General features: G+C 71.8%; 16 protein-coding genes. 10 read left to right on the forward strand and 6 right to left on the reverse strand.

The genetic code is table 11. The features are described 5' to 3' along the window. Window positions 1-5: 5 nt before the first annotated feature. Both AB0958_RS03180 and AB0958_RS03185 read right to left on the reverse strand, forming a co-directional pair. Window positions 6-2,084: a biotin carboxylase N-terminal domain-containing protein gene (locus AB0958_RS03180; protein WP_366888562.1), complete on the reverse strand. Its 2,079-nt coding sequence runs from the start codon at window positions 2,082-2,084 to the stop codon at window positions 6-8. An 11-nt stretch (window positions 2,085-2,095) separates the two neighbouring features. Beyond that, window positions 2,096-3,712: a carboxyl transferase domain-containing protein gene (locus tag AB0958_RS03185; protein ID WP_366888563.1), complete on the reverse strand. Its 1,617-nt coding sequence runs from the start codon at window positions 3,710-3,712 to the stop codon at window positions 2,096-2,098. Window positions 3,713-3,798: 86 nt separating this feature from the next. On the opposite strand from AB0958_RS03185, the gene AB0958_RS03190 reads away from it, so the two are divergent. The 4 genes from AB0958_RS03190 (at window position 3,799) to AB0958_RS03205 (ending at window position 7,052) form a co-directional block, all read left to right on the forward strand. After that, a complete protein-coding gene (locus tag AB0958_RS03190; RefSeq protein WP_366888564.1) occupies window positions 3,799-4,395 on the forward strand; it encodes a TetR/AcrR family transcriptional regulator in 597 nt (198 codons plus the stop codon). A gap of 112 nt (window positions 4,396-4,507) precedes the next feature. Next, window positions 4,508-5,665 carry an acyl-CoA dehydrogenase family protein gene (locus tag AB0958_RS03195; RefSeq protein WP_366888565.1) on the forward strand — a complete coding sequence of 386 codons (1,158 nt, stop codon included), beginning with the start codon at window positions 4,508-4,510 and terminating at the stop codon, window positions 5,663-5,665. A gap of 35 nt (window positions 5,666-5,700) precedes the next feature. Beyond that, a complete protein-coding gene (gene tesB / locus AB0958_RS03200; protein WP_366888566.1) occupies window positions 5,701-6,573 on the forward strand; it encodes an acyl-CoA thioesterase II in 873 nt (290 codons plus the stop codon). 167 nt (window positions 6,574-6,740) lie between these two features. After that, on the forward strand, window positions 6,741-7,052 hold the full coding sequence (locus AB0958_RS03205) for a hypothetical protein (protein WP_366888567.1): 312 nt from the start codon (window positions 6,741-6,743) through the stop codon (window positions 7,050-7,052). A 99-nt stretch (window positions 7,053-7,151) separates the two neighbouring features. Here the strand turns inward: AB0958_RS03205 and AB0958_RS03210 are convergent, their stop codons facing one another. After that, window positions 7,152-7,940, reverse strand: a complete 789-nt coding sequence (locus AB0958_RS03210; protein WP_366888568.1) for a phosphatase — start codon at window positions 7,938-7,940, stop codon at window positions 7,152-7,154. Window positions 7,941-8,001: 61 nt separating this feature from the next. Then, the gene (locus AB0958_RS03215) at window positions 8,002-9,522 is read right to left on the reverse strand and encodes a helix-turn-helix domain-containing protein (RefSeq protein ID WP_366888569.1); all 1,521 of its coding nucleotides are present in this window, start codon (window positions 9,520-9,522) and stop codon (window positions 8,002-8,004) included. A gap of 124 nt (window positions 9,523-9,646) precedes the next feature. On the opposite strand from AB0958_RS03215, the gene AB0958_RS03220 reads away from it, so the two are divergent. From AB0958_RS03220 to AB0958_RS03230, 3 genes are all read left to right on the forward strand, one after another. Next, the gene (locus AB0958_RS03220; protein ID WP_366888570.1) at window positions 9,647-11,104 is read left to right on the forward strand and encodes a sodium:solute symporter; all 1,458 of its coding nucleotides are present in this window, start codon (window positions 9,647-9,649) and stop codon (window positions 11,102-11,104) included. 66 nt (window positions 11,105-11,170) lie between these two features. Then, window positions 11,171-12,139 carry an agmatinase gene (speB, locus tag AB0958_RS03225; RefSeq protein ID WP_366888571.1) on the forward strand — a complete coding sequence of 323 codons (969 nt, stop codon included), beginning with the start codon at window positions 11,171-11,173 and terminating at the stop codon, window positions 12,137-12,139. Then, the gene (locus AB0958_RS03230; protein ID WP_366888572.1) at window positions 12,136-13,824 is read left to right on the forward strand and encodes a thiamine pyrophosphate-binding protein; all 1,689 of its coding nucleotides are present in this window, start codon (window positions 12,136-12,138) and stop codon (window positions 13,822-13,824) included. The genes speB and AB0958_RS03230 overlap by 4 nt, the downstream gene beginning before the upstream one ends. Here AB0958_RS03230 and AB0958_RS03235 read toward each other — a convergent pair. Both AB0958_RS03235 and AB0958_RS03240 read right to left on the reverse strand, forming a co-directional pair. After that, window positions 13,821-14,177, reverse strand: a complete 357-nt coding sequence (locus AB0958_RS03235; protein ID WP_366888573.1) for a peptidase inhibitor family I36 protein — start codon at window positions 14,175-14,177, stop codon at window positions 13,821-13,823. The genes AB0958_RS03230 and AB0958_RS03235 overlap by 4 nt on opposite strands. Window positions 14,178-14,332: 155 nt before the next feature. Continuing rightward, entirely contained in the window at window positions 14,333-16,687 is a 2,355-nt protein-coding gene (locus tag AB0958_RS03240) for a glycosyltransferase family 39 protein (protein ID WP_366888699.1), read from the reverse strand. A 260-nt stretch (window positions 16,688-16,947) separates the two neighbouring features. On the opposite strand from AB0958_RS03240, the gene AB0958_RS03245 reads away from it, so the two are divergent. From AB0958_RS03245 to AB0958_RS03255, 3 genes are all read left to right on the forward strand, one after another. Then, complete coding sequence (locus tag AB0958_RS03245; protein ID WP_366888574.1) at window positions 16,948-18,213, forward strand: ATP-binding protein; 1,266 nt, start codon at window positions 16,948-16,950, stop codon at window positions 18,211-18,213. 62 nt (window positions 18,214-18,275) lie between these two features. Continuing rightward, window positions 18,276-18,872 (forward strand): RloB family protein, encoded by a 597-nt coding sequence (locus AB0958_RS03250; protein ID WP_366888700.1) that lies wholly within the window; start codon window positions 18,276-18,278, stop codon window positions 18,870-18,872. A gap of 28 nt (window positions 18,873-18,900) precedes the next feature. Beyond that, the gene (locus AB0958_RS03255) at window positions 18,901-22,233 is read left to right on the forward strand and encodes a class I SAM-dependent DNA methyltransferase (RefSeq protein WP_366888575.1); all 3,333 of its coding nucleotides are present in this window, start codon (window positions 18,901-18,903) and stop codon (window positions 22,231-22,233) included. Window positions 22,234-22,295: the final 62 nt, after the last annotated feature.

The following is a 22,295-nucleotide window of genomic DNA, read 5'->3' on the forward strand; positions in this document are numbered from 1 at the left end:
GAGCGTCACTGGTCCTCCTCCTCGGGTGCGATCACGGCCAGCACCTGGTCCATGGCGACCGTGGCGCCGGGCCGTACGTCGAGTTCGGCGACGGTGCCGGCGTGCGGGGCGGAGACCACGTGCTCCATCTTCATCGCCTCCACCACCAGCAGGCTCTGACCGGCGGTCACCCGGTCCCCGACGGCGACCTTCACCACGGTCACCGTGCCGGGCATGGGCGCGGTGAGGGAATCGGCACCCGCGTGCGCGGCGCGGCTCAGCGAGGCGGCGACCGGGTCGTGGTCGCGGACCTGCCAGGCGTCGCCGTCGCGGCCCAGCCAGGTGCCGTCCGGCAGCGCGGCGAAGGTGTGGGTGACGCCGTCGAGCCGGAAGCCGAACCGGCGTCCGGCCGGATGTTCCTGCGGCAGGGATCCCCGCAGGGGTTCCGCCCGGCCGGGCAGGAGCAGTTCCACCTCCCCCTCCGGGGTGCTGCGCACGCGGACGGTCACCGGCTCCCGACCGGGGACCTGGAGGTGGTGCGGTGTCCAGGCCCGCCGGCCGCCGAGCCGCCAGCCGTCGGCGGCGGCGAACGGATCCGTCCAACCGGAGCCGGACCCGGAGCCGGAGCCAGTGCCGGACCCGGACCCAGTGCCGGAGCCCGCGCCGGAGCCGAAGGCAAGGGCCGAGCCCGAACCGCCGGTGGGCGCCATCGCGCCCTGGCGCAGCAGCGCCGCCGCCGCGTACACCTCCGTCGGCACCGCGTCCGGCACCAGGCCGTCCGCCTCGCGCTCGACCAGACCCGTGTCCAACTCGCCCGCCACCACCGCCGGATGGGCGAGCAGCCGGCGCAGGAACCCGGCGTTGGTCACCACCCCGAGCGTGACCGTCTCCGCGAGGGCGGCGCGCAGCCTGCGCAGCGCGGTCCCGCGGTCCGGCCCGTACGCGATCACCTTGGACAGCATCGGGTCGTACCGGCTGCCGACCTCGGTGCCCTCGCTGAGCCCGGAGTCGGTGCGGACCCCGGCACCGGCCGGCTCGTCCAGCAGGAGCACCGTGCCGCCGGTCGGCAGGAAGCCGCGCGCCGGGTCCTCCGCGCAGATCCGCGCCTCGACCGCGTGCCCGGTCAGCGTGACGTCGTCCTGCCCGTACGGCAGCCGCTCACCGGCCGCCACCCGCACCTGCCACTCCACCAGGTCGAGTCCGGTGACGAGTTCGGTGACCGGGTGCTCCACCTGGAGGCGGGTGTTCATCTCCATGAAGTAGTACGACGAAGGGTCGCCGCCCGGCACGATGAACTCCACCGTGCCCGCGCCGACGTACCCGCACGAGCGGGCCGCCTGCACCGCGGCCTCGCCCATCGCCGCCCGCGTCCGCTCGTCCAGCAGGACCGAGGGCGCCTCCTCGATCACCTTCTGGTGCCGGCGCTGGAGCGAGCACTCGCGCTCGCCCAGGTGCACCACGTTCCCGTGGCCGTCGGCCAGCACCTGGATCTCGATGTGCCGGGGCCGGTCGACCCACCGCTCGACGAGGAGCGTGTCGTCGCCGAAGGAGGCGCGGGCCTCGCGGCGGGCGGCCGCGATCTCCTCGTCCAGCAGGTCGAGGTCGCGCACCAGCCGCATGCCCTTGCCGCCGCCGCCCGCGGACGGCTTGAGGAGCACCGGCGCGCCCAGCGCCCGTGCCGCGTCCGCCAGTTCGGGGTCCCGGCCGCCGGGTACCACCGGCACCCCGGCCGCCGCCACGGTCTCCTTGGCCCGGATCTTGTCGCCCATCAGCGCGATCGCGTCGGCGGGCGGCCCGACGAAGACCAGTCCGGCCTCCTCGCAGGCCCGCGCGAAGGCCGCGTTCTCGGCGAGGAAGCCGTATCCGGGGTGGACGGCCTGCGCGCCGGTGCGGGCGGCCGCGTCCAGCAGCCGCTCCACCGACAGATAGCTCTCGGCCGCCGGCGCCGGGCCGAGCCGTACCGCCGTGTCGGCCTCGCGGACGTGCCGGGCGTCCGCGTCGGCGTCGGAGTACACGGCCACCGAGCGCACGCCCAGCGAGCGCAGCGTGCGGACGACCCGGACGGCGATCTCGCCCCGGTTGGCCACGAGTACGGTGTCGAACACGAGTCCCCTCCTCACATCCGGAAGACGCCGAACTGGGGCTCACCCAGGGGCGCGTTGCCACAGGCCGTCAGGGCGAGGCCGAGCACCCGCCGGGTGTCGAGGGGGTCGATGACCCCGTCGTCCCAGAGGCGGGCGGTCGCGTAGTAGGCGTTGCCCTGGCGCTCGTACTGGGCGCGGACGGGTGCCTTGAAGGCCTCCTCCTCGTCCGCGGGCCACTCCTCGCCCCGCGCCTCCAGCTGGTCCCGCTTCACCGTCGCGAGGACCGAAGCCGCCTGCTCCCCGCCCATCACCGAGATCTTGGCGTTGGGCCACATCCACAGGAAGCGGGGGGAGTAGGCCCGCCCGCACATGGAGTAGTTCCCGGCGCCGTACGAGCCGCCGACCACCACCGTCAGCTTCGGCACCCGGGTGCAGGCCACCGCCGTCACCATCTTCGCGCCGTGCTTGGCGATGCCGCCCGCCTCGTAGTCCCTGCCCACCATGAAGCCGGAGATGTTCTGCAGGAACACCAGCGGGATCCCGCGCTGGTCGCACAGCTCGATGAAGTGGGCGCCCTTCTGGGCGGACTCGGAGAACAGGATGCCGTTGTTGGCGACGATGCCGACGGGGTGGCCGTGGATCCGGGCGAAGCCGGTGACCAGGGTCTGCCCGAACTCGCTCTTGAACTCGGCGAACCGGGAGCCGTCGACGACCCGGGCGATGATCTCGCGGACGTCGTAGGGGGTGCGGGAGTCGACGGGGACGGCGCCGTAGAGGCCGTAGGGGTCGACCTTGGGCTCGACGGCCGCGGTGGCCGCCCAGGGCAGGGAGCGCCGGGCCGGGAGCGTGGCGACGATGTCGCGGACGATGCACAGCGCGTGCGCGTCGTCCTCGGCGAGGTGGTCGGTGACGCCCGAGACGCGGGAGTGCACCTCGCCGCCGCCCAGTTCCTCGGCCGTCACCACCTCACCGGTGGCGGCCTTCACCAGCGGGGGCCCGCCGAGGAAGATCGTCCCCTGGTTGCGGACGATGACCGCCTCGTCGCTCATCGCCGGGACGTACGCGCCGCCCGCCGTGCACGACCCGAGCACCGCCGCGATCTGCGGGATCCCCGCGCCGGACATCCGGGCCTGGTTGTAGAAGATCCGGCCGAAGTGGTCGCGGTCCGGGAAGACCTCGTCCTGAAGGGGCAGGAAGGCGCCCCCGGAGTCCACCAGGTAGACACAGGGCAGCCGGTTGTCGAGGGCCACCTCCTGCGCCCGCAGGTGCTTCTTCACGGTCATCGGGTAGTACGTGCCGCCCTTGACGGTCGCGTCGTTGGCGACGATCACGCACTCCCGGCCGCTGACCCGCCCGATCCCGGCGATCACGCCGGCCGCGGGGGCGGCCCCCTCGTACATCCCGTCGGCGGCCAGGGGGGCCAGCTCCAGGAACGGGGACCCCGGATCGAGCAGGGTGTCCACCCGGTCCCTCGGCAGCAGCTTGCCGCGTGCGGTGTGCCGCGCCCGTGCCTTCTCGCCGCCGCCCAGTGCGGCCGCGGCGAGCTTGCCGCGCAGCTCCTCCACGAGGACGCGGTGCGCCTCCTCGTTGGCCCGAAAGGCCTCCGACGCGGGGTCCGCCGCGCTCTGAAGCTCCGGTGCCTGGTCCATCCCGCGATCCCCTCACCTTGTTAATGAGCGTTAACGCATTTCCCTCAGGTTAACGACCGCTAACCTCCCTGTCTAGAATTGCCCTCATGGTCACGAGAACCGACGCCCCGACCCGTCGCGAGCAGATCCTCAAGGAGGCCGCCCGGCTCTTCGCCGAGCGCGGCTTCCACGGTGTCGGCGTGGACGAGATAGGCGCGGCGGTCGGCATCAGCGGGCCCGGTCTCTACCGGCACTTCGCGGGCAAGGACGCGATGCTCGCGGAGCTGCTGGTGGGGATCAGCGGGCAGCTGCTGACGGGGGCGAAACGACGCCTGGCGGAGGCCGACGGGGTCCCCGCCGAGGAGGTCCTCGACTCCCTCATCGAGGGGCACATCGACTTCGCCCTCGACGACCGTCCACTGATCACCCTGCACGACCGGGAACTGGACCGCCTGCGCGACAGCGACCGGAAACTGGTGCGTCAGTTGCAGCGGCAGTACGTCGAGCTGTGGGTGGAGGTGGTCCGGGAGGTCCACCCCGCGCTGCCGGAGCCCGCCGCCCGCTCGGCGGTCCACTCGGTCTTCGGCCTCCTGAACTCCACCCCCCACTTGGGCCGACCGGGTTCCCTCCCCGGCCGGGCGACCACGGCTACCCTGCTGCACCGCATGGCGAAGGGAGCGTTCACCGCGGCGGCGGGCGAGTGACGAGCGTTACCCCCCTCCCGCTCCCCGCGCCCTGGACCCGTCGGCCTACCCACCGGTACCTTGGAAGTCTGAGCAAGCGCTTAGACAGCTGACGTGCCTGGAGGTGGCGGCCGTGCGCCGTACGTTGTACAACGAGGATCACGAGGCGTTCCGGGACACCCTCCGCGCCTTCATAGAGGCCGAGGTCGTCCCGGTGTACGACGAGTGGCTCGCCGCCGGCCAGGCCCCCCGCGACTTCTACTACAAGCTCGCCGAGCTGGGCGTCTTCGGTATCCGCGTGGACGAGGAGTACGGCGGCGCCGGCATCGACTCCTACAAGTTCGAGGCCGTCCTGTACGAGGAGACCGCCCGCGCCGGCATCTCCTTCGGCGGCTCCGGCGTGCACGTCCTGCTCGGCCTGCCCTACATCAAGCTGCTCGCCACCGACGAGCAGAAGAAGCGCTACCTGCCCAAGTTCGTCTCCGGCGAGGAGATGTGGGCCATCGCGATGACCGAGCCGGGCACCGGCTCCGACCTCGCCGGCATGAAGACCACGGCCAAGCTCAGCGAGGACGGCACGCACTACGTCCTCAACGGCGCCAAGACCTTCATCACCGGTGGCGTGCACGCCGACCGCATGATCGTCTGCGCCCGCACCGCCGCCCCCACCAAGGAGGACCGCCGCCACGGCATCTCCCTCTTCGTGGTCGACACCAAGGCGGAGGGCTACTCGGTCGGCCGCAAGCTCGACAAGCTGGGCCTGAAGACCTCCGACACCGCCGAGCTGGCGTTCGTCGACGTGAAGGTCCCGGTCGAGGACCTCCTCGGCGAGGAGAACAAGGGCTTCTACTACCTCGGCCACAACCTCGCCTCGGAGCGCTGGGGCATCGCCTTCGGCGCCTACGCCCAGGCCAAGGCCGCCGTGCGGTTCGCCAAGCAGTACGTGCAGGAGCGGGTCGTCTTCGGCCAGCCCGTCGCCGCCTTCCAGAACACCAAGTTCGAGCTGGCCGCCTGCCAGGCCGAGGTGGACGCCGCCGAGGCCGTGGTCGACCGCGCCACCGAGGCCCTGGACGCCGGTGAGCTGACCCCCGCCGAGGCGGCCAGCGCCAAGCTGTTCACCACCGAGGTCGCCCACCGCGTGATCGACCGCTGCCTCCAGCTGCACGGCGGCTACGGCTTCATGAACGAGTACCCGATCGCCCGCCTGTACGCGGACAACCGCGTCAACCGGATCTACGGCGGCACCAGCGAGATCATGAAGACGATCATCGCGAAGGACATGGGCCTGTAAGCCCTCCGCAATTCCCGGCCAGTAGAAAAGGTGCCATGAACCAGGCACTGAATGATCTCCTCGACCTGCTCGACCTGGAGCAGATCGAGGAGAACATCTTCCGCGGCCAGTCCCGGTCCGCCGTCGTCCCGCGCGTCTTCGGCGGACAGGTCGCGGCCCAGGCGCTGGTCGCCGCCGGGCGCACCGTCCCGGCGGACCGGCACGCCCACTCGCTGCACGCGTACTTCCTGCGCCCCGGCGACCCGGGTGCGCCCATCGTCTACAACGTCGAGCGGATCCGCGACGGCCGCTCCTTCACCACCCGGCGCGCGGTCGCCGTCCAGCACGGCCGGCCGATCTTCACGCTCTCGGCCTCCTTCCAGACGTACGAGGACGGCCTCGACCACCAGGCCCCGATGCCGCCCGCGCCCGACCCGGTCACCCTCCCCACCTCGGCCGAGCGGCTGCGCGGCTACGACCACCTGCCGCCCGCCGTGGTGGAGAAGTTCCTGGAGGCCCGCGAGGCGATCGACCTGCGGTACGTGGACGAGCCGCCGTACGGGAAGTTCGGGGAGCCGCGCGAGCCGCACAGCCAGGTCTGGTTCCGCACCAACGGCAAGCTCGACGACGACCCCCTGCTGCACGTCGTCCTCGCCACGTACGTCTCCGACATGACCCTCCTCGACTCGATCCTGCTCGCGCACGGTCGCGGGGGATGGGCGGTGGGCGACGTGGTCGGCGCCTCCCTCGACCACGCCATGTGGTTCCACCGCCCGTTCCGGGCCGACGAGTGGCTGCTGTACGACCAGGAGTCGCCGTCCGCGTCCGGCGGCCGCGGGCTCGGCCAGGCCCGGATCTACACGCAGGACGGGTCACTCGCCGTTTCGGTGATCCAAGAGGGCGTCGTCCGCGTCCCGTGGGAGGACTGAGCGAGGCTGCCGCGCTCCGGACCTCGGACGATGACGTTGGGTGATGGTCCGACATGCCGTCCGACTTGTCCGAGATTAAGCTCTATGAGTGAAATGCCGCACAGTGCATGTGCCGCATAGCGGACGTGCCGCGTAGCGGACGTATGTCCGGCAGAAAGGTATTTCCCATGCGAGTACAGCGCGCGAGGCGTCTCGCCGCGATGTCCGCCGCCGGCCTGCTGCTGGCCGGTGGGACCGCGATCGGCGCCGCGGGTACCGCCTCGGCGGCTCCCGCCTCCACTCACCAGACCGTCGTCACCGGCGGCGGCTTCGGCTGCAACGGCTTCCGGGGCGGCCGGTTCGACAACTGCGGCTTCCGCAGCTTCGCCGTCGTCCCCGTCATCCCCGTCGTCCCGGTCGTGGTCGTCCCCGCCGTCGGCTTCGGTGGCTTCGGCGGTCTCGGTGGCTTCGGCGGGTTCGGCGGCCTCGGCTTCGGCTGAGCCGGCCGGGTTCGACCGGACCAGGAACGTAGGAACCGAGGGTCTAGGGCCAAGGCACGGTGTGCGGCTCCCGCGAGGCGGGGGCCGCACACCGGCGCGTCAGGCCAGTCCCGCCTCCGCCAGCAGGTACGCCGTCAACGGGTCGTAGTACCGCGGGCTGAGCACGTGGTCGTCCAGCGGTACGGCCACCTGGAGGGTGCCCTCCGCCTCGGCGAGGAACAGCGCCGGGTCGTTGCAGTCGGCGTAGCCGACGGAGTCCAGGCCGGCCTGCGCCGCGTACCCCGCCCAGCCGTGGTCGGCGACGACCAGGTCGGGCAGCGGCCGGCCCGCGCGCTCCAGACCGCCCAGGACCGCCTTCATCGGCTCCCCGGAGTGGGTGTGCCACAACGTCGCCCCGTGTTCGAGGACCGCCACGTCGGCGAACTGCATGACGTACCCCTCGTCCGTCTGCAGCCCGTCCGGGATGACCACGATCTCGCAGCCGGCCGCCCGCAGCGCCGCCGCCGTCGCCCGGTGCACGTCCAGCAGGCCGCCCGGGTGGCCGGTCGCGAACAGCACCCGCTGCCTGCCCTCGGCCGCCTTGCGCAGCCGTGCCGCCAGCCGGTCCAGGCCGTCCACGGTCAGCTCGGGGTCGATGGTGTCCTGGCCGTACCGGTACTCCGCGTCGTCGTTCACCCCGACCCGCTCGGCCATCACGGCCAGGACGTCCTGCTCGTCGGTCCAGCGGTCGCCGAGTTCCAGTCCGAGCCACCAGTTGCGCTCGCCGTTGGCCAGCTTGCGGTAGTGGAGCAGGTTGTTCTCGCGGGGCGTGGCGACATCGCCCGCGATACGGGTCTTCACGAGGTGCTCGACGAGCTCGGCGCGGCTGGGTGTCCCGGGTATCGGCATGCCTACATTGTGAGGCAGCCGGCGGTGCGGTTCCCCTGCGTATCGTCCGCTGGGACGTGCGTCACTGCTGACCCAGGGCGAACCACAGCTCCATCCGCACGTCCGGGTCGTCGAGTTCGGTGCCGAGGAGGGCCGCGCAGCGGGCGATGCGCTGGCGCACGGTGTTGCGGTGGACGGCCAGGGCGACCGCGGTGCGGTCCCAACTGCCGTGCAGCGACAGCCAGGTGCGCAGGGTCTCGGTGAGGGCGGGGTGCTCAGCGAGGGGGGCGAGGAGGGTGCGGGCGTGGGCCTGGGCCTCTTCCCTCGGGACGAGTTCGGCGAGGCCGGGGTGGCTGCCGTGCCTCAGCAGAGGGGTGCGGGTCGCCCGGGCGCGGGCGAGGGCGCGGGCCGCTTGCGTGGCTGCGGTCGGCAGGTGCTGTGCGGGTACGGGGGCGCTGACGCCGAGGGTCCAGCCGGGCTGGGGTTCGAGGGTGCGGTCCGCCGGGAGCAGGATGCGGGTGGTATCCCCTCCGGGGTCGATGAGGGGCGAGCCGAGCGTCGCGCCCAGCGCGGTGGCGGCCAGGAGGTCTGGCGGGAGCGGGTGCGTGGGGGCTTGTCGCGCAGTTCCCCGCGCCCCTGGGGAGGGACGGTCCCGTCGGTCGTTCTGGCAGGCCTCCACCACCAACCAGTTGCCGTCTCCGCCCAGTAGAGGTGCCACCTCGTCCGGTGCCCTGCCCAGCATCAGCCGTACCAGCGCCGCAGTGCGGGCCGCGCCCGAGCCGGTCTGCTGTTCGCCGGTGAGGAGGGTGAGCAGGACCGTGGCCACCGAGGCGATGGTGTGGTCGCCCGGTTCGCGGGCCGGGGTGGCCACGCCGAGGGCGAAGCCGGTGCCGAGGGCGTAGGCGGCGAGGTGGGTGCCGGCGGTGGCGTGGGTCGCGGAGGTGGGGGTGCCGGGGCCGGACGGGCGTACGACCTCCGCGAGCTCGGCGAGTGCGTCGCGCACCGGCGGCTCCGGCTCCCGGCCCGCCGACGCGATCTCCGTGCCCTCCGGGCCGTACAGGGCCGTCCAGCCGCCCAGTCGGACCGCCAGCTGGCGCAGTACCGCGGGGACCGGGTCGGGGCGGGAGGCGGCGGCCGCGAGGCTCTGCTGGGCGTCGGTGACCCGGCGCAGTTCGGCCAGGCGGGCCTGGGCCAGCAGCTGCCAGACCGCGCGGGCGACGGCGGTGAACGGGGTCCCCGGCGGGACCTCCAGCAGCGGCAGGCCGTGGCGGTCGCAGGCGGCGGCGAGGGCCGCCGGGACCGTGTCGTGCACGGGGGCCAGTCCGAAGCCGAGGGCGGCGCCGCCCGCCGCGACGATCCGGGAGACGTAGCCGTCGAAGTAGGTCCCGGGGTCCGCCGTCTCCGGGATGTGCACCCCGGCCGTCAGCAGCAGCTCGCCGCCCAGCAGGTACGGGTACGGGTCGGCCATCTCCGAGGTGTGGGCCGCGTGCACGACGAGGGACGGGTCGGACGGTCCGGCGATCCGGCGCAGGGCGAGGTCCTCGCGGGTCAGGAGGGCGGCGAGGGGCACGCCGGGCGTGGGGGGAACCGTGGGATCCGGCATGGTGTGCGTTTCCTCCGTCCCGGACGGCTCGAATGGATGAAACGTACACTTCGCAGTCGCTTTCCGGCCACCTAGTGTCGTGGCACGTCGTCCGACTCCGTGCACACGATTCGAGGGAGGTCCCATGGCCGTCGACTACACAGTGATCGTGCTCTATCTCGCCGGGATGCTGGCCATGGGCTGGTGGGGCATGCGCCGCGCCAGGTCCAAGAGCGAGTTCCTGGTGGCCGGACGCCGGCTCGGGCCCGCCATGTACTCCGGCACCATGGCCGCGATCGTCCTCGGTGGCGCGTCCACCATCGGCGGGGTCGGCCTGGGCTACCGGTACGGGCTGTCCGGGGCCTGGATGGTCTTCACCATCGGCCTGGGCCTGCTCGCCCTCTCCGTCTTCTTCTCGGCCCGGATCGCCCGCCTCAAGGTGTACACCGTCTCCGAGATGCTGGACCTGCGCTACGGCGGCCGGGCCGGGGTCATCTCCGGCGTGGTCATGTGGGCGTACACCCTGATGCTCGCCGTCACCTCCACCATCGCCTACGCCACCATCTTCGACGTCCTGTTCGACATGAACCGGACCGTCGCGATCGTCATCGGCGGCTCGATCGTGGTCGCGTACTCGACGCTCGGCGGCATGTGGTCGATCACGCTGACGGACATGGTCCAGTTCGTGGTGAAGACGATCGGCGTGCTGCTGCTCCTGCTGCCCATCGCGGTGGTGAAGGCGGGCGGCTTCTCGGAGATGAGGGCGAAGCTGCCGACGTCGTACTTCGACCCGCTGGGCATCGGCGGCGAGACGATCTTCACCTACGTGCTGATCTACACGTTCGGCATGCTCATCGGGCAGGACATCTGGCAGCGGGTGTTCACGGCGCGCAGCGACACGACGGCGCGCTGGGGCGGCACGGTCGCCGGCACCTACTGTCTGGTCTACGCCCTCGCCGGAGCGGTCATCGGGACGGCGGCCAAGGTGCTGTACCCGAAGCTGGGCAGCGCGGACGACGCCTTCGCCACCATCGTCAAGGACGAACTCCCCGTCGGCGTGCGCGGGCTGGTGCTGGCCGCGGCGCTCGCCGCGGTGATGTCGACCTCATCCGGCGCGCTGATCGCCTGCGCCACCGTGGCCAACAACGACATCTGGTCGCGGCTGCGCGGGAAGGCGCGGTCCGGTGACCACGACGAGGTGCGGGGCAACCGGGTCTTCATCCTGGTCATGGGCCTCGGGGTGATCGGCACGGCCATCGCGCTCAACAACGTGGTGGAGGCGCTCACCGTGGCGTACAACCTGCTCGTCGGCGGTCTGCTGGTGCCCATCCTCGGCGGGCTGCTGTGGAAGCGCGGCACCGTCCACGGCGCCCTCGCCGCCGTGGTCGTCGGCGGCCTCGCGGTGATCGGCCTGATGGCCGGGTACGGCATCCTCGCCAACGAGCCCGTCTACTACGGCCTCCTCTCCTCCCTCGTCGCCTACGTCGCCGTCTCCCTGGCGACCAGGCCGACCGACGAGGCCGTGCTGGCGAACTGGCGGGAGCGGCTCGCCGGCCGGGGTACTCCCGAACCCGTGTCCGAACCGGTCCCGGCCCACCAGTAAGGTCGTAAAGGAAGCAGTGCATAGCGGTACATGCGCGACGAAGCGCAGGAAAGAAGGCAGCACCCCATGAGTGGCAACGTGACGCCCCGCGGTCCCGTCGACTCCTCCCGCGTCCCCCGGTACGCCGGTCCCGCCACCTTCGCCCGGCTGCCCCGCCTCGACGAGGTGGGCCGCGCGGACGTGGCGGTCGTGGGCGTGCCCTTCGACTCCGGTGTCTCCTACCGGCCGGGCGCCCGCTTCGGCGGCAACGCCATCCGCGAGGCGTCCCGGCTGCTGCGTCCGTACAACCCCGCGCAGGACGCCTCCCCCTTCGCGCTGGCGCAGGTGGCGGACGGCGGGGACGTCGCGGTGAACCCGTTCAACATCAACGAGGCCGTGGAGACCGTCGAGGCGGCGGCCGACGAACTGCTCGGCACCGGTGCCCGGCTGATGACGCTGGGCGGAGACCACACCATCGCCCTGCCCCTGCTGAGGAGCGTCGCGAAGCGGCACGGCCCGGTCGCGCTGCTCCACTTCGACGCCCACCTCGACACCTGGGACACCTACTTCGGCGCCGAGTACACCCACGGCACGCCGTTCCGGCGCGCCGTGGAGGAGGGCATCCTCGACACCTCCGCCCTCTCGCACGTCGGCACCCGCGGCCCCCTCTACGGCAAGCAGGACCTCACCGACGACGAGAAGATGGGCTTCGGCATCGTCACCTCGGCGGACATCTACCGCCGAGGTGCCGACGAGGTCGCCGACCAGCTGCGGCAGCGCATCGGCGACCGCCCGCTGTACGTCTCCGTCGACATCGACTGCCTGGACCCGGCCCACGCCCCCGGCACCGGCACGCCCGAGGCCGGTGGCATGACCTCCAGGGAGCTGCTGGAGATCCTGCGCGGACTCTCCTCCTGCAACCTGGTGTCGGCGGACGTCGTCGAGGTGGCCCCCGCGTACGACCACGCGGAGATCACCTCGGTGGCGGCCTCGCACACCGCGTACGAACTGACCACGATCATGACCCGACAGATTGCCGAGGCGCGCTCCCAGTGACCCACGACCACGACCTGGTGCTCCGCCCGACCGAGGCGCAGACGGCCGCAGCCCTCGACCCTCCCGCCGGTCGCAACGGCGGGGACCTGGTCGTGGAGACCCTGGCCGGGCTCGGCGCGACCACCGTCTTCGGACTGCCCGGCCAGCACGCCCTCGGCATGTTCGACGCGCTGCGCCGCTCCTCGCTGCGCTATGTCGGCCTGCGGGTGGAGAACAACGCGGGCTTCGCTGCGGACGCGTACGGCCGGATCACCGGCGAGGCGGCCCCGCTGCTCCTCTCCACCGGCCCCGGCGCGCTGACCTCGCTGGCCGCGCTGCACGAGGCGGCCGCCGCCTCCGCGCCCGTGCTGGCGATCAGCAGCCAGGTCCCGACCGCGGGACTGGGCGGCGGCCGCCACGGCTACCTGCACGAACTGCCGGACCAGTCCGCCTCGTTCCGGGGCGTGGTGAAGTCGGTCCACACCGTCCGCACCCCGTCTCAGATCCCGTCCGCGATCGCGGCGGCCTGGAAGTCGGCGCTGACCGCCCCGCACGGCCCGGTGTGGGTGGAGATCCCGCAGGACGTCCTCCTCGCCGAGACGTCCGTCCCGGTGGTGACCGCGGTCGACGCGACCCCGGAGGAACTCCCGCCGCGCCCCGAACTGACCGCCGTGGCCGCGGACCTGCTCTCCCGCGCCGCCCGCCCCGCGATCATCGCGGGCGGCGGGGTCGTACGCTCGGACGCCGCGGGGAAGCTGCGGCAGCTGGCCGAGACGCTGAACGCCCCCGTCGTCACCACCTACGGCGGCAAGGGCGCGTTCCCCTGGCACCACCCGCTCTCCCTCCAGTCCTGGCTGGAGGACCGGCACACCACGGACTTCCTGGAGGACGCCGACGTCCTTCTCGTGGTCGGCTCGGGCCTGGGCGAACTCTCCTCCAACTACCACACGTTCAGGCCGCGCGGCCGGGTCGTCCAGATCGAGGCGGACCTCGGCAAACTGGAGTCCAACCACCCGGCCCTCGGCATCCACGCGGACGCGCGGCTGGCGTTGCAGGCGCTGCTGGAGACGGTGGCGCCGCGCCCGGACGCGACGGCACCCGACCGGGTGCGCGCCCTCCTCGACAAGGTCGCCGCCCGCATCGCCGCGCAGGACCTCACCCTCGAACAGGACGTGCTGGCGTCGGTCCGCCAGGCCCTGCCCGCCGGGTCCCCGTCCTTCTGGGACATGACGATCCTGGCGTACTGGGCGTGGTCGGCGTTCGACGCCGAGGCCCCGAACCTGATGCACTCGGCGCAGGGCGCCGGCGGTCTCGGCTACGGCTTCCCGGCGGCCCTGGGCGCGGCCGCCGCCGACCCGACCCGCCCGGTGCTGGCGGTCTCCGGCGACGGCGGCGCCCTGTACTCCATCGCCGAACTGGCCACGGCCAGGCAGTACGACCTCCCGGTCACCTGGCTCATCGTCGACGACGGCGGCTACGGCATCCTCCGCGAGTACATGACCGACGCCTTCGGCGAGCCCACGGCGACCGAACTGACCCGCCCCGACTACGTGGCCCTGGCGGAGTCCTTCGGCGTACCGGGGGTCCGCACGACCCCGGAAACCCTGGCGGCGGACCTGGCCAAGGCCCTCGCGGAACCGGGCCCGTCCGTGGTCGTACTCCCGGCCCTGCTGCGGATGTTCGCACCGACGCACCTGGGGGCCTAGCAGGCCCCCGGCCCCACGCCGTCCATGCGGCCGCCGAAGTCGCCGCCGTACTGGGAGCGCCAGTCGCCGTTGTAGACGTCCCGCTTCTCCTGCGGGTCCCAGTTGACGAAGCAGGCGCGGGTGGCGGCGACGAAGGAGCCGACGTTGTCGTGGAGGTTCGGTGGCATGTCGCGGTAGCCGCTGCGGGACGTCCACTCCCAGTAATCACCCCCGAAGCCCTCATCGCTCCAGAAGCAGACCGAGCCGTCCGGACAGGAGGGCGCGGCGGCCGCGTGTGCGGACGCGGTCCCGGCGGGGAGCAGCAGGGCGGTCAGGGCGAGGGCGGCGGCGAGGGACCAGGTACGCAGCTTCACGGGACGCTCCGGAAAAGGGAGTTGGGGCACCCCGGCGGAACCGCCGGGGTGCCCCCATGCTCCTGGGCGATCACCAGGACACGCCCGATTCCAAGATCGACTGCACCTGTGTGAGGGAAGTAGTACGACCGGGACCCGCGCGCACAGGGCCGTGGTCAGCTGACGTCCGAGGGGTCCAGTCGGTAGAGCGTCGACGTGTTGCTCTGCGTGGACGTCTTCGAAGAGGAGCCCGTCTTCGAAGAGGAGCTGGTGCTCTTGCTGTACGCGCTCTCCTTCACCGCGGTGCCGTGCTTCTCCACCCAGGAGGTCACCGCGGAGCTGACGCTGTTGTTGCCGCCCATGCCACCGCCCATGCCGCTGCCGCCGACCTGGATGTAGTGCAGCTTGCCCGACTTCACCAGTTCCTTCAGCTTGGCGACCGTCATCGCCTTGTCGGACCCGGTGAAGCCCCACATGGAGATCACCGGCTCCCGCGCGCTGAGCTCGATCTGCGCCGCGGACTGCGAGTTGGAGACGGCCAGCAGCCAGGTGGCGCCGTCCATGTGCTTCTTCAGGTAGGCGATCAGCTCGCTGTCGGCACCGCCACCCATACCGCCACCGCCGCCCATGCCGGCGAAGCCACCTCGGGTGCCGCCGGTATCGGTACCGCCACCGGGCAACTCGCCGGTGCCGCCCGCTCCACCGGGCAGCTCGCCGTTGCCGGTGCCGCCGCTGGGGAGTTCACCGGAACCGCCGCCGGGCGTCGTCTGCCCGGTGCCGCCACCCGGGAAGCCGCCGTTCGCACCGCTCGGGGCCTCGCCGTTCGCACCGCCCGGGAAGCCGCCGCCCATCTCACCGCCGGCCTGGCCGTTCCCGCCGCCCTGCTGCGTACCGCCCCGCCGCGTACCGCCCGGCAGCTCGCCGCCGCCCGGGAAGCCCCCGGCCCGGTTGCCGCCGCCCCCGCCGGGACCACCGCCGAAGCCGCTGCCCGTCGAGGGGCCCGCGGTCGGGTTCGTGCCGCCGCGCATGCCCCCGCCGCTGCCGCTGCCGAACGGCAGGGTCGCCGCGTACGCCGTCGGACCGGCCAGCGCCGCGACCGCGGCCGCCGCCAGCGAGGCCGCGAGCAGCCGGGCCCTGTTGCCGGACCGGAAGAGGATCATGCCCACGATGCCGGCCGCCGTCAGCACGCCGACCGTCGGCCACAGCCAGGTGTTCCAGCCGGAGGCCCGGCGCAGCAGCACGATCGCCCAGACGCCGGTGACCCCGAAGGCGACGGGCAGCACCCACGCCCACCGCTTGTCGGCGCGGAACGCGTCCAGCATCATCACGCCGCCGCCGGCGCACAGCACCGCGATGCCGGGGGCGAGCGCGGTCGTGTAGTAGGGGTGCATGGTGCCCTGCGCGGTCGCGAAGATCACGTAGTGCAGGAGGGTCCAGCCGCCCCACAGGACCAGCGCCATCCGCCTGAGGTCGGTGCGCGGGGCGCGCCCGCACAGCACCAGACCGGCGACGAGCGCGATGCCCGAGAAGGGGAGCAGCCAGGAGATCTGGCCGCCGAGGATGTCGTTGAACATCCGGCCGAGGCCCGCGGAACCGGAGAAGCCGCCGCCTCCGCCACCCCCGCCCCCGCCGTTGCCCTCGCCGCCGAAGACGCGGCCCAGACCGTCGTACCCCATGATCAGGTCCCAGGCGGAGCCGTCCGTGGAGCCGCCGATGTACGGCCGGTCGGAGGCCGGGACCAGGGAGACGGCGATCGCCCACCAGAAGCTGGAGACGGCCAGGACGACCGCGGCGAGCAGCAGGTTGGCGATCCGTTTCACCCAGGGGGCCCGCGAGGCGTACAGGTAGAGCGCGAAGACGGCGGGGAGCGCGATCCAGCCCGCGAGGAGCTTGGTGTTGAAGGCGAGACCGAAGCACGCCGCCGCGCCGAGCAGTGGCAGCAGCCTCTCGTCACGGGTGGCGCGGAACGCGAGCGCCGCGCCCGACACCATGAGGAAGACCAGGAGGGTGTCGGGGTTGTTGTCGCGGTTGATGGCGACGGTGATCGGGGTCAGCGCCAGCACCAGCGCGGCGACGGTCGCCGCGCCGTGGCCCCACACCCGCTTCACGGTGGCGTGCAGGATGGCGATCGTGGCGAGCGCCAGCACGATCATCGGCGCCATCATCTGCCACGTGCCGAAGCCGAGGATCCGGCTGGACAGGCCCATCACCATGGTGGCGAGCGGCGGTTTGTCGACGGTCAGGAAGTTGCCCGGGTCCAGCGAACCGAAGAACCATGCCTTCCAGCTCTTCGTACCGGCCCAGACGGCGCCGCTGTAGAAGGTGTTCATGTCGGAACCGGAGAGGTTCCAGCAGTAGAGCACCGCCGCCAGGACCAGGATCGCGATCAACGCGGGCAGCGACCAGCGCGGTGCCCGGTCCGGCAGGGAGTCCGCGGGGGTGGCCGCTGGGGGTGCCGCGGCGGTCGCCGTGGGCGGGCCCCAGTCGGGGGACACGGGTGAACGGGGGACGGGATCGGTGGCAGATGTCACCATCCCACCCTGTGGGCGGCCGATGGGCGGCGGCTGTGCCGATCCTTGGCGCAGCCTGTGGATGGATGAGATCTCGGTAAGAGGGCGGCCGGTGCGGGCGCTGACCGTTGCCTGGCCGTGAACGTCCGCTTCCGCGCACCGCGATCACTCGTTCGGCCACGGGGCACCGGCCGCGCCGGGTATGTTCCCTGAGGTCAGCCAGGCCGACGGGGCGGTCCGTCCGATCGGGCGACTACGCTGAGACAGGAGAGGAGGACAGCGTGCTGCTGAGGTTCCGTGTCGCGAACGTGCGTTCCCTGCGCGATGAGCAGGAGCTGTCCTTCGTGACGTCCGAGGATTCCTCGACGCCTGAGAGCGAGGAGCAGTTTCCCGCCCGTCCCGTGACTCTGGCAGGCGGCCGGTCGATCGGTGTCTTTCCGCTGGTCGGAATCTTCGGTGCCAACGCCTCCGGCAAGTCGAACGTGCTCGCGGCCCTCGTGGACATGCGGAGCGCGGTGCTCGACTCCTATGCCCGCTGGGCCTCGTACGACGGTGTGCCACGCTCGGTCTTCGCGCTCGATCCCAAGGGGAACGAGGAACCGAGCTTCTTCGAAGTGGACCTGCTCCTGGACGGGGTCCGCTGGACGTACGGATTCGAGCTGGGCGGCAGCCGCGTGGAAGCCGAATGGCTGCACAGCTACCCGCGCGGACACCGCCAGGTCTGGCTGGACCGGGACGCCTCTCGCGCCGAGGCTTACGACTGGCCGGGAAACCGGGTCAAGGACCGTGCGCAGCTCGCCCGGCGAACCCGCCCCAACGCCCTGTTGCTCTCCACCGCAGGGACCGACAACCATCCGCAGCTCTCGCCCCTCTTCCGCTGGTTCCGCCGCAACCTGTGGCTGATCGATCCGGAGGTCGAACGGGACCAGCGCGAGGCGTTCACCCGCGGGGAACTTCTGGGAGCCCGAGCCCGCCGCATCGAGGACCTCCTGCGCGTGGCCGACCTCGGCATCACGGGGGCGGAAGTGGTGGACGACGGCAGAGGCCGGTCGACCGTCAGGCTCGTGCACCGCTCGGCCGCTGGTGAGGCTGCCCTCGACTGGGGGACCGAGTCCCTCGGCACCCGGTCCTGGTTCGCCCTTCTGGGCCCGCTGCTCCTGGCGCTCGACGAGGGAGCCGTGCTGCTCGTCGACGAACTGGACGCCAGCCTGCATCCGCGGTTCGCCGCCGAAGTCGTCCGGCTCTTCAACGACCCGTACGCCAATCCCGACGGCGCTCAGTTGGTCTTCACGTCGCACGACCCGACGGTCCTCACGACGCCGAGCGGCGGCCGACTGCTTGAACCCGGCCAGGTGTGGCTGACGGAGAAGGATGCGGACGGGGCGACCGAGCTGTACCCGCTGACCGCGGCGTCCCCGGGGAGGGAAGAGGACCTGATGAAGTCGTACTTGGCGGGCGCCTTCGGCGCGGTTCCAGACCTCCTGGAGGGCCAGATCGCCCGGCGACTGCTCGCCGACCGGGGCCAGGACGGGGCGGGGCAGAGCTGATGGGGAGGGCGAAGGGGAGGGAATCGCTGGGGCCCGCGCACGGCCGCGGACGGCGCAGGAGGATCGTCCACGTCTTTTCCGAGGGACTGGTCACCGAACCGTCGTACATCGAGATCATCAAGGGGTACGCCCCGACCGTCGACGTGCGGATCGCGAATGCCAACGCCCCCGGCTCCCGGCGTAAGCCCCTCAAACTCGTCGAGGCCGCGGTTGAGTTGATGGACACCGAGCGGCGGACGGCCAAGCGCAGCGGCTTGGAGAGAAAGTTCTGGCCGCAGGTCTGGTGTCTCTTTGACCGGGATCAACACGACGGCATCGAGACCGCGTTGAAGCAGGCTCGTGAGGGAGGAGTGCGGGTCGCTTTCTCCCACCCGTGCTTCGAGGTCTGGCGTCTGCTGCACCACAAGGCCGTCACCGGCAGTTTCAGCGGGTCCTGCGGACAGGTTGTGACGCGACTGCCCTTCGCCAGGGATCCGAAGGACGGGGCCGACATCAAGCTGGTGCTGCCGCACCAGGTGGTCGGCCGCTATCCGGAAGCCAGGAGAAACGCCCTTCAGATGAACGCGCAGCACGGCGACCATGTGGCGCTCGTCAATCGGGACCCGTACACCGATGTCCACGAGTTCGTGGAACAGGGACTCGGAATCACCTCGTACTGACACCACTTCAGGTCGTAGGGAGCCGTTCGTGGCCAAGCTCACGCTCACCCAGTTGGAGCGGCACCTCTTCGCCGCCGCCGACATCGTCCGGGGCGCGATGGACGCCTCCGAGTACAAGGACTACATCGTCGGCCTGCTGTTTCTGAAGGGGGCCAACGACGAGTTCGACGCGGCGCGTGAGGCGATCGCGGAGTACGCGGCCGCAGAACTCGGTCTCACCGGCGGGGCACTGGCCGACCTCCTCGAAGACGAGTCGGCGTACCGCGAACGCGGTGTGCTCTTCGTACCCAGAATTGCCCGCTGGGCAGAGATATCCTCCGCCACGCACGACATCGCCGAGGACTGGCTGCATCCGGCGTTGCAGGCGCTGGAAGGACAGGACCCCACGCTCCAGGGGCTCTTCAGCCACCTCGACTTCGGCCGTATCGGCGGTTTCGGCGGGTCCTCGGCCGCGCGTGCCGACCAGCGGTTGAAGTTGCTCATCGGGCACTTCGACCGCGTCCGGCTGAGCACACGTGACGTCGAGTCCCCGGACGTCATGGGCGCCGCCTATGAGTACCTCATCAAGGCGTTCGCCGATTCGGGAGGCCGTGCCGGCGGCGAGTTCTACACACCGCGTCCGGTGGTCCGGATGATGGTGGACCTGCTGGCACCAGAGCCGGGCATGCGGATCTACGATCCCTGTGTGGGCTCGGGCGGAATGCTCATCGCCGCCAAGGAGTACGTGGAAGAGCACGGTGGCGACGCCTCGGACATGTTCTTCGCCGGCCAGGACGCCAACAGCGGGTCCTGCGCGACGGCGACGGTGAACCTGGTCCTCCACGGGGCGCGCCGCTTCGACCTTCGTACCGGGGACACACTCGCCGCGCCGGCACATGTGCCGACGTCGGACGCGGACCGGTTCGACGGCGTGCTCAGCAATCCGCCTTTCGCCACGGACTACACGCTGAGCGACCTGGCTTACCCCGGGGAGCGCGCCGCTTACGGAGCGACAGGCGAGCGCGGCAAGGCGGATCTGATGTTCGTCCAGCACATGCTGTGGGAGACCCGGCGGGAGGGCCGGGGCGGCATGGTCGTCACGGTTGTGCCGCACGGTGTGCTGTTCCGGGGCGGCGGGGACCGGGCGGTACGCACGAAGCTGTTGGACGACGACACGATCGAGGCGGTGATCGGCCTCGCCCCGAACCTCTTCCACGGCACCGGCATGTCGGCCTGTGTCCTGGTACTGCGCCCGCCGGGGAAGAAGGACCCAGTTCGCGCGGGCAAGGTTCTGTTCATCAACGCAGACCGCGAATTCCGTGCGGAGCGCACGCAGAACGTGCTGCTGGCCGAGCAGTCCGAGAAGATCACGTCCGTCTGCCACGCGTTCGCGGAAGTGCCGGGGCTCTCGCGTCTGGTCAGCCGTGCGGAACTCCGGGCGAACGACGACAACCTCAACGTCCGCCGTTATGTGGACAGCACGCCGCCTCCGGAGCCGCAGGACGTGCGGGCGCATCTGGTGGGCGGTGTGCCTCGCGCGGAGATCGAGGCGAAGCGGTACCTGCTCGACGCCTACGGCATAGCACTGACCGACCTCTTCGAGGAGCGTCTTCCCGCCGATCCGGAGTACGTCGACTTCCTGCCGAAGGCGCAGCGGCCTGACACCGACTGGTTCGCCGAGCTGGCCGCCCCGCGGGAGGAGCGGCTCGGCGCTGCCTTCGGCGAGTGGTGGGAGGTGGAGGCCGGACACCTGGAGGCACTGGCCGCCGTCGCCGAGCGGCCGGAGGGTCCGCTGTCGGCCCGGCGCCGGGCGGCGTTGTGGGCCGCGCGGGAGTCGCTGGTCGAGTCCTTCGTGACCCACCTCGACGGAGTCGGGCTCCTCGACTGGTCCGCCCTCACGGGCGCGGTGACGGACTGGTGGCGCGAGGCCAGGTACGACCTGCTGGCGCTCGCCGAGAGAGGGTTCGCGGGGGTACTCGACGGCTGGATGGCGGAGGTCGGGACACAGCTCGCGCCGGGGGCCGACCCGAGAACCGGTGCATTGCGCCGGCCGACAGCTGAGGAGCGGCGTGCGGCGTACCAGCACCGGCTCGTGGCCGCCGTCGCACCGGCCTTTCTGGCGGAGTTGGCGGCGGCGGATGCGCTGAAGGCCGAACTCGACGAGCGCTGGAAGGAACTCAGCGCCCGGCTGGACGAGGACCACCGGGAGGAGGACGAGAGCGGCGGCGCGTCCCCGGCGCAGGAGACGGATGGCGTGCGCCAGGAGGAGCGGGCGGCACTGGCTCAGCTGAGGCGTGAGCGTGCGCGGGCCTCCGCCGCGGTCCGCCGCCTCGAAGACGGCGCGCTGGAGCGGCTCACCGGGGCCCGAGCCGCCCTGGCCGTCGGCGGCGGGGAGCGCAGGACGGTACTCGACATCCTTGCCCAGGGGCTGCGGCGCAGACTTGAGGACCTTCAGCGGAGCCGGCGCCAGGAGTTGGTCCGTGCCTATGAGAACTGGTGGGAGAAGTACGGACTGTCCTTCCGGGAGATCGAGCAGCAGCTGCAGGAGACGACGGGGACCGGTCCGGCACCGACCTACCCCTGGTCCCGGCGGAGCGCATGGGAGGTCATGGCCGACGGCGCACACCTCCTCGCCGACCGGACCGTGATCGCCGACGTGGTGCACGACCTGATCGAGGCCGAGAAGGACGTCGAGGGGGAGCTCGCCAAACTGGATGTCGAGGAACTGCTCGCGCTGCTTGCCGCGGCAGACTCCGACGAGCCGGGCCGGGCACGGCTCGTGCCGCTGCGTGAGGTGGCTGAACTGGTCCGGCCCGCCATCGCCACCAGCGTGGGGGACCGCCCCGGGATACCGGTTCTCCGTCCGGCGGACCTGACCGAGCGCGTCCTCGCACCGCGGGTCCTCGCACCGCGGGTCCGGCAGAACTCCGACACCGGGCTGTCACCACGTGGGCCGAGACTGCCGAAGGCACTGCTGCCAGGCGACGTCCTGTTCGCTCCCGCAGATGCGACAGGACGGTCCTTCCGTGCTGCTGAGTGGCGAGGCGGAGCCGGGGAGGCGACGTGCAGCCCCGCCGTCCTGTGCATCAGGCCCGAGACCGGCCGTCTGTCCGCGGATTACCTGGTCGCGTGGCTGATGCTGCCCGAAACACAGGAAACCGTGTACACCGTGGCACGGTCCGACGACGACCTGCGCCTGGTGAGTCCGGCAAGGCTGCTCGACGTGGAAATACCCGTACCCGCCCCGGCGGCTCGGAAGGAGTTCACCGGACGTGTCGCCATGCTGAGCCGGGAAAGGGGCGTGCGTCACGCTCAGCTCGCGAAACTCCGCCTGGTGAAGAGCATCCTGATGCGCAACCTCACTGCGACCGCACGCGGCTGAGGGGCCGCCGGCGAGGGTCCGCATCCCGGCGGACCCGCGCTCTGCCGGTTGCCCGACGGCAT

The sequence above is a fragment of the Streptomyces sp. NPDC006655 genome, from assembly GCF_040703965.1.
GTDB lineage: Bacteria > Actinomycetota > Actinomycetes > Streptomycetales > Streptomycetaceae > Streptomyces.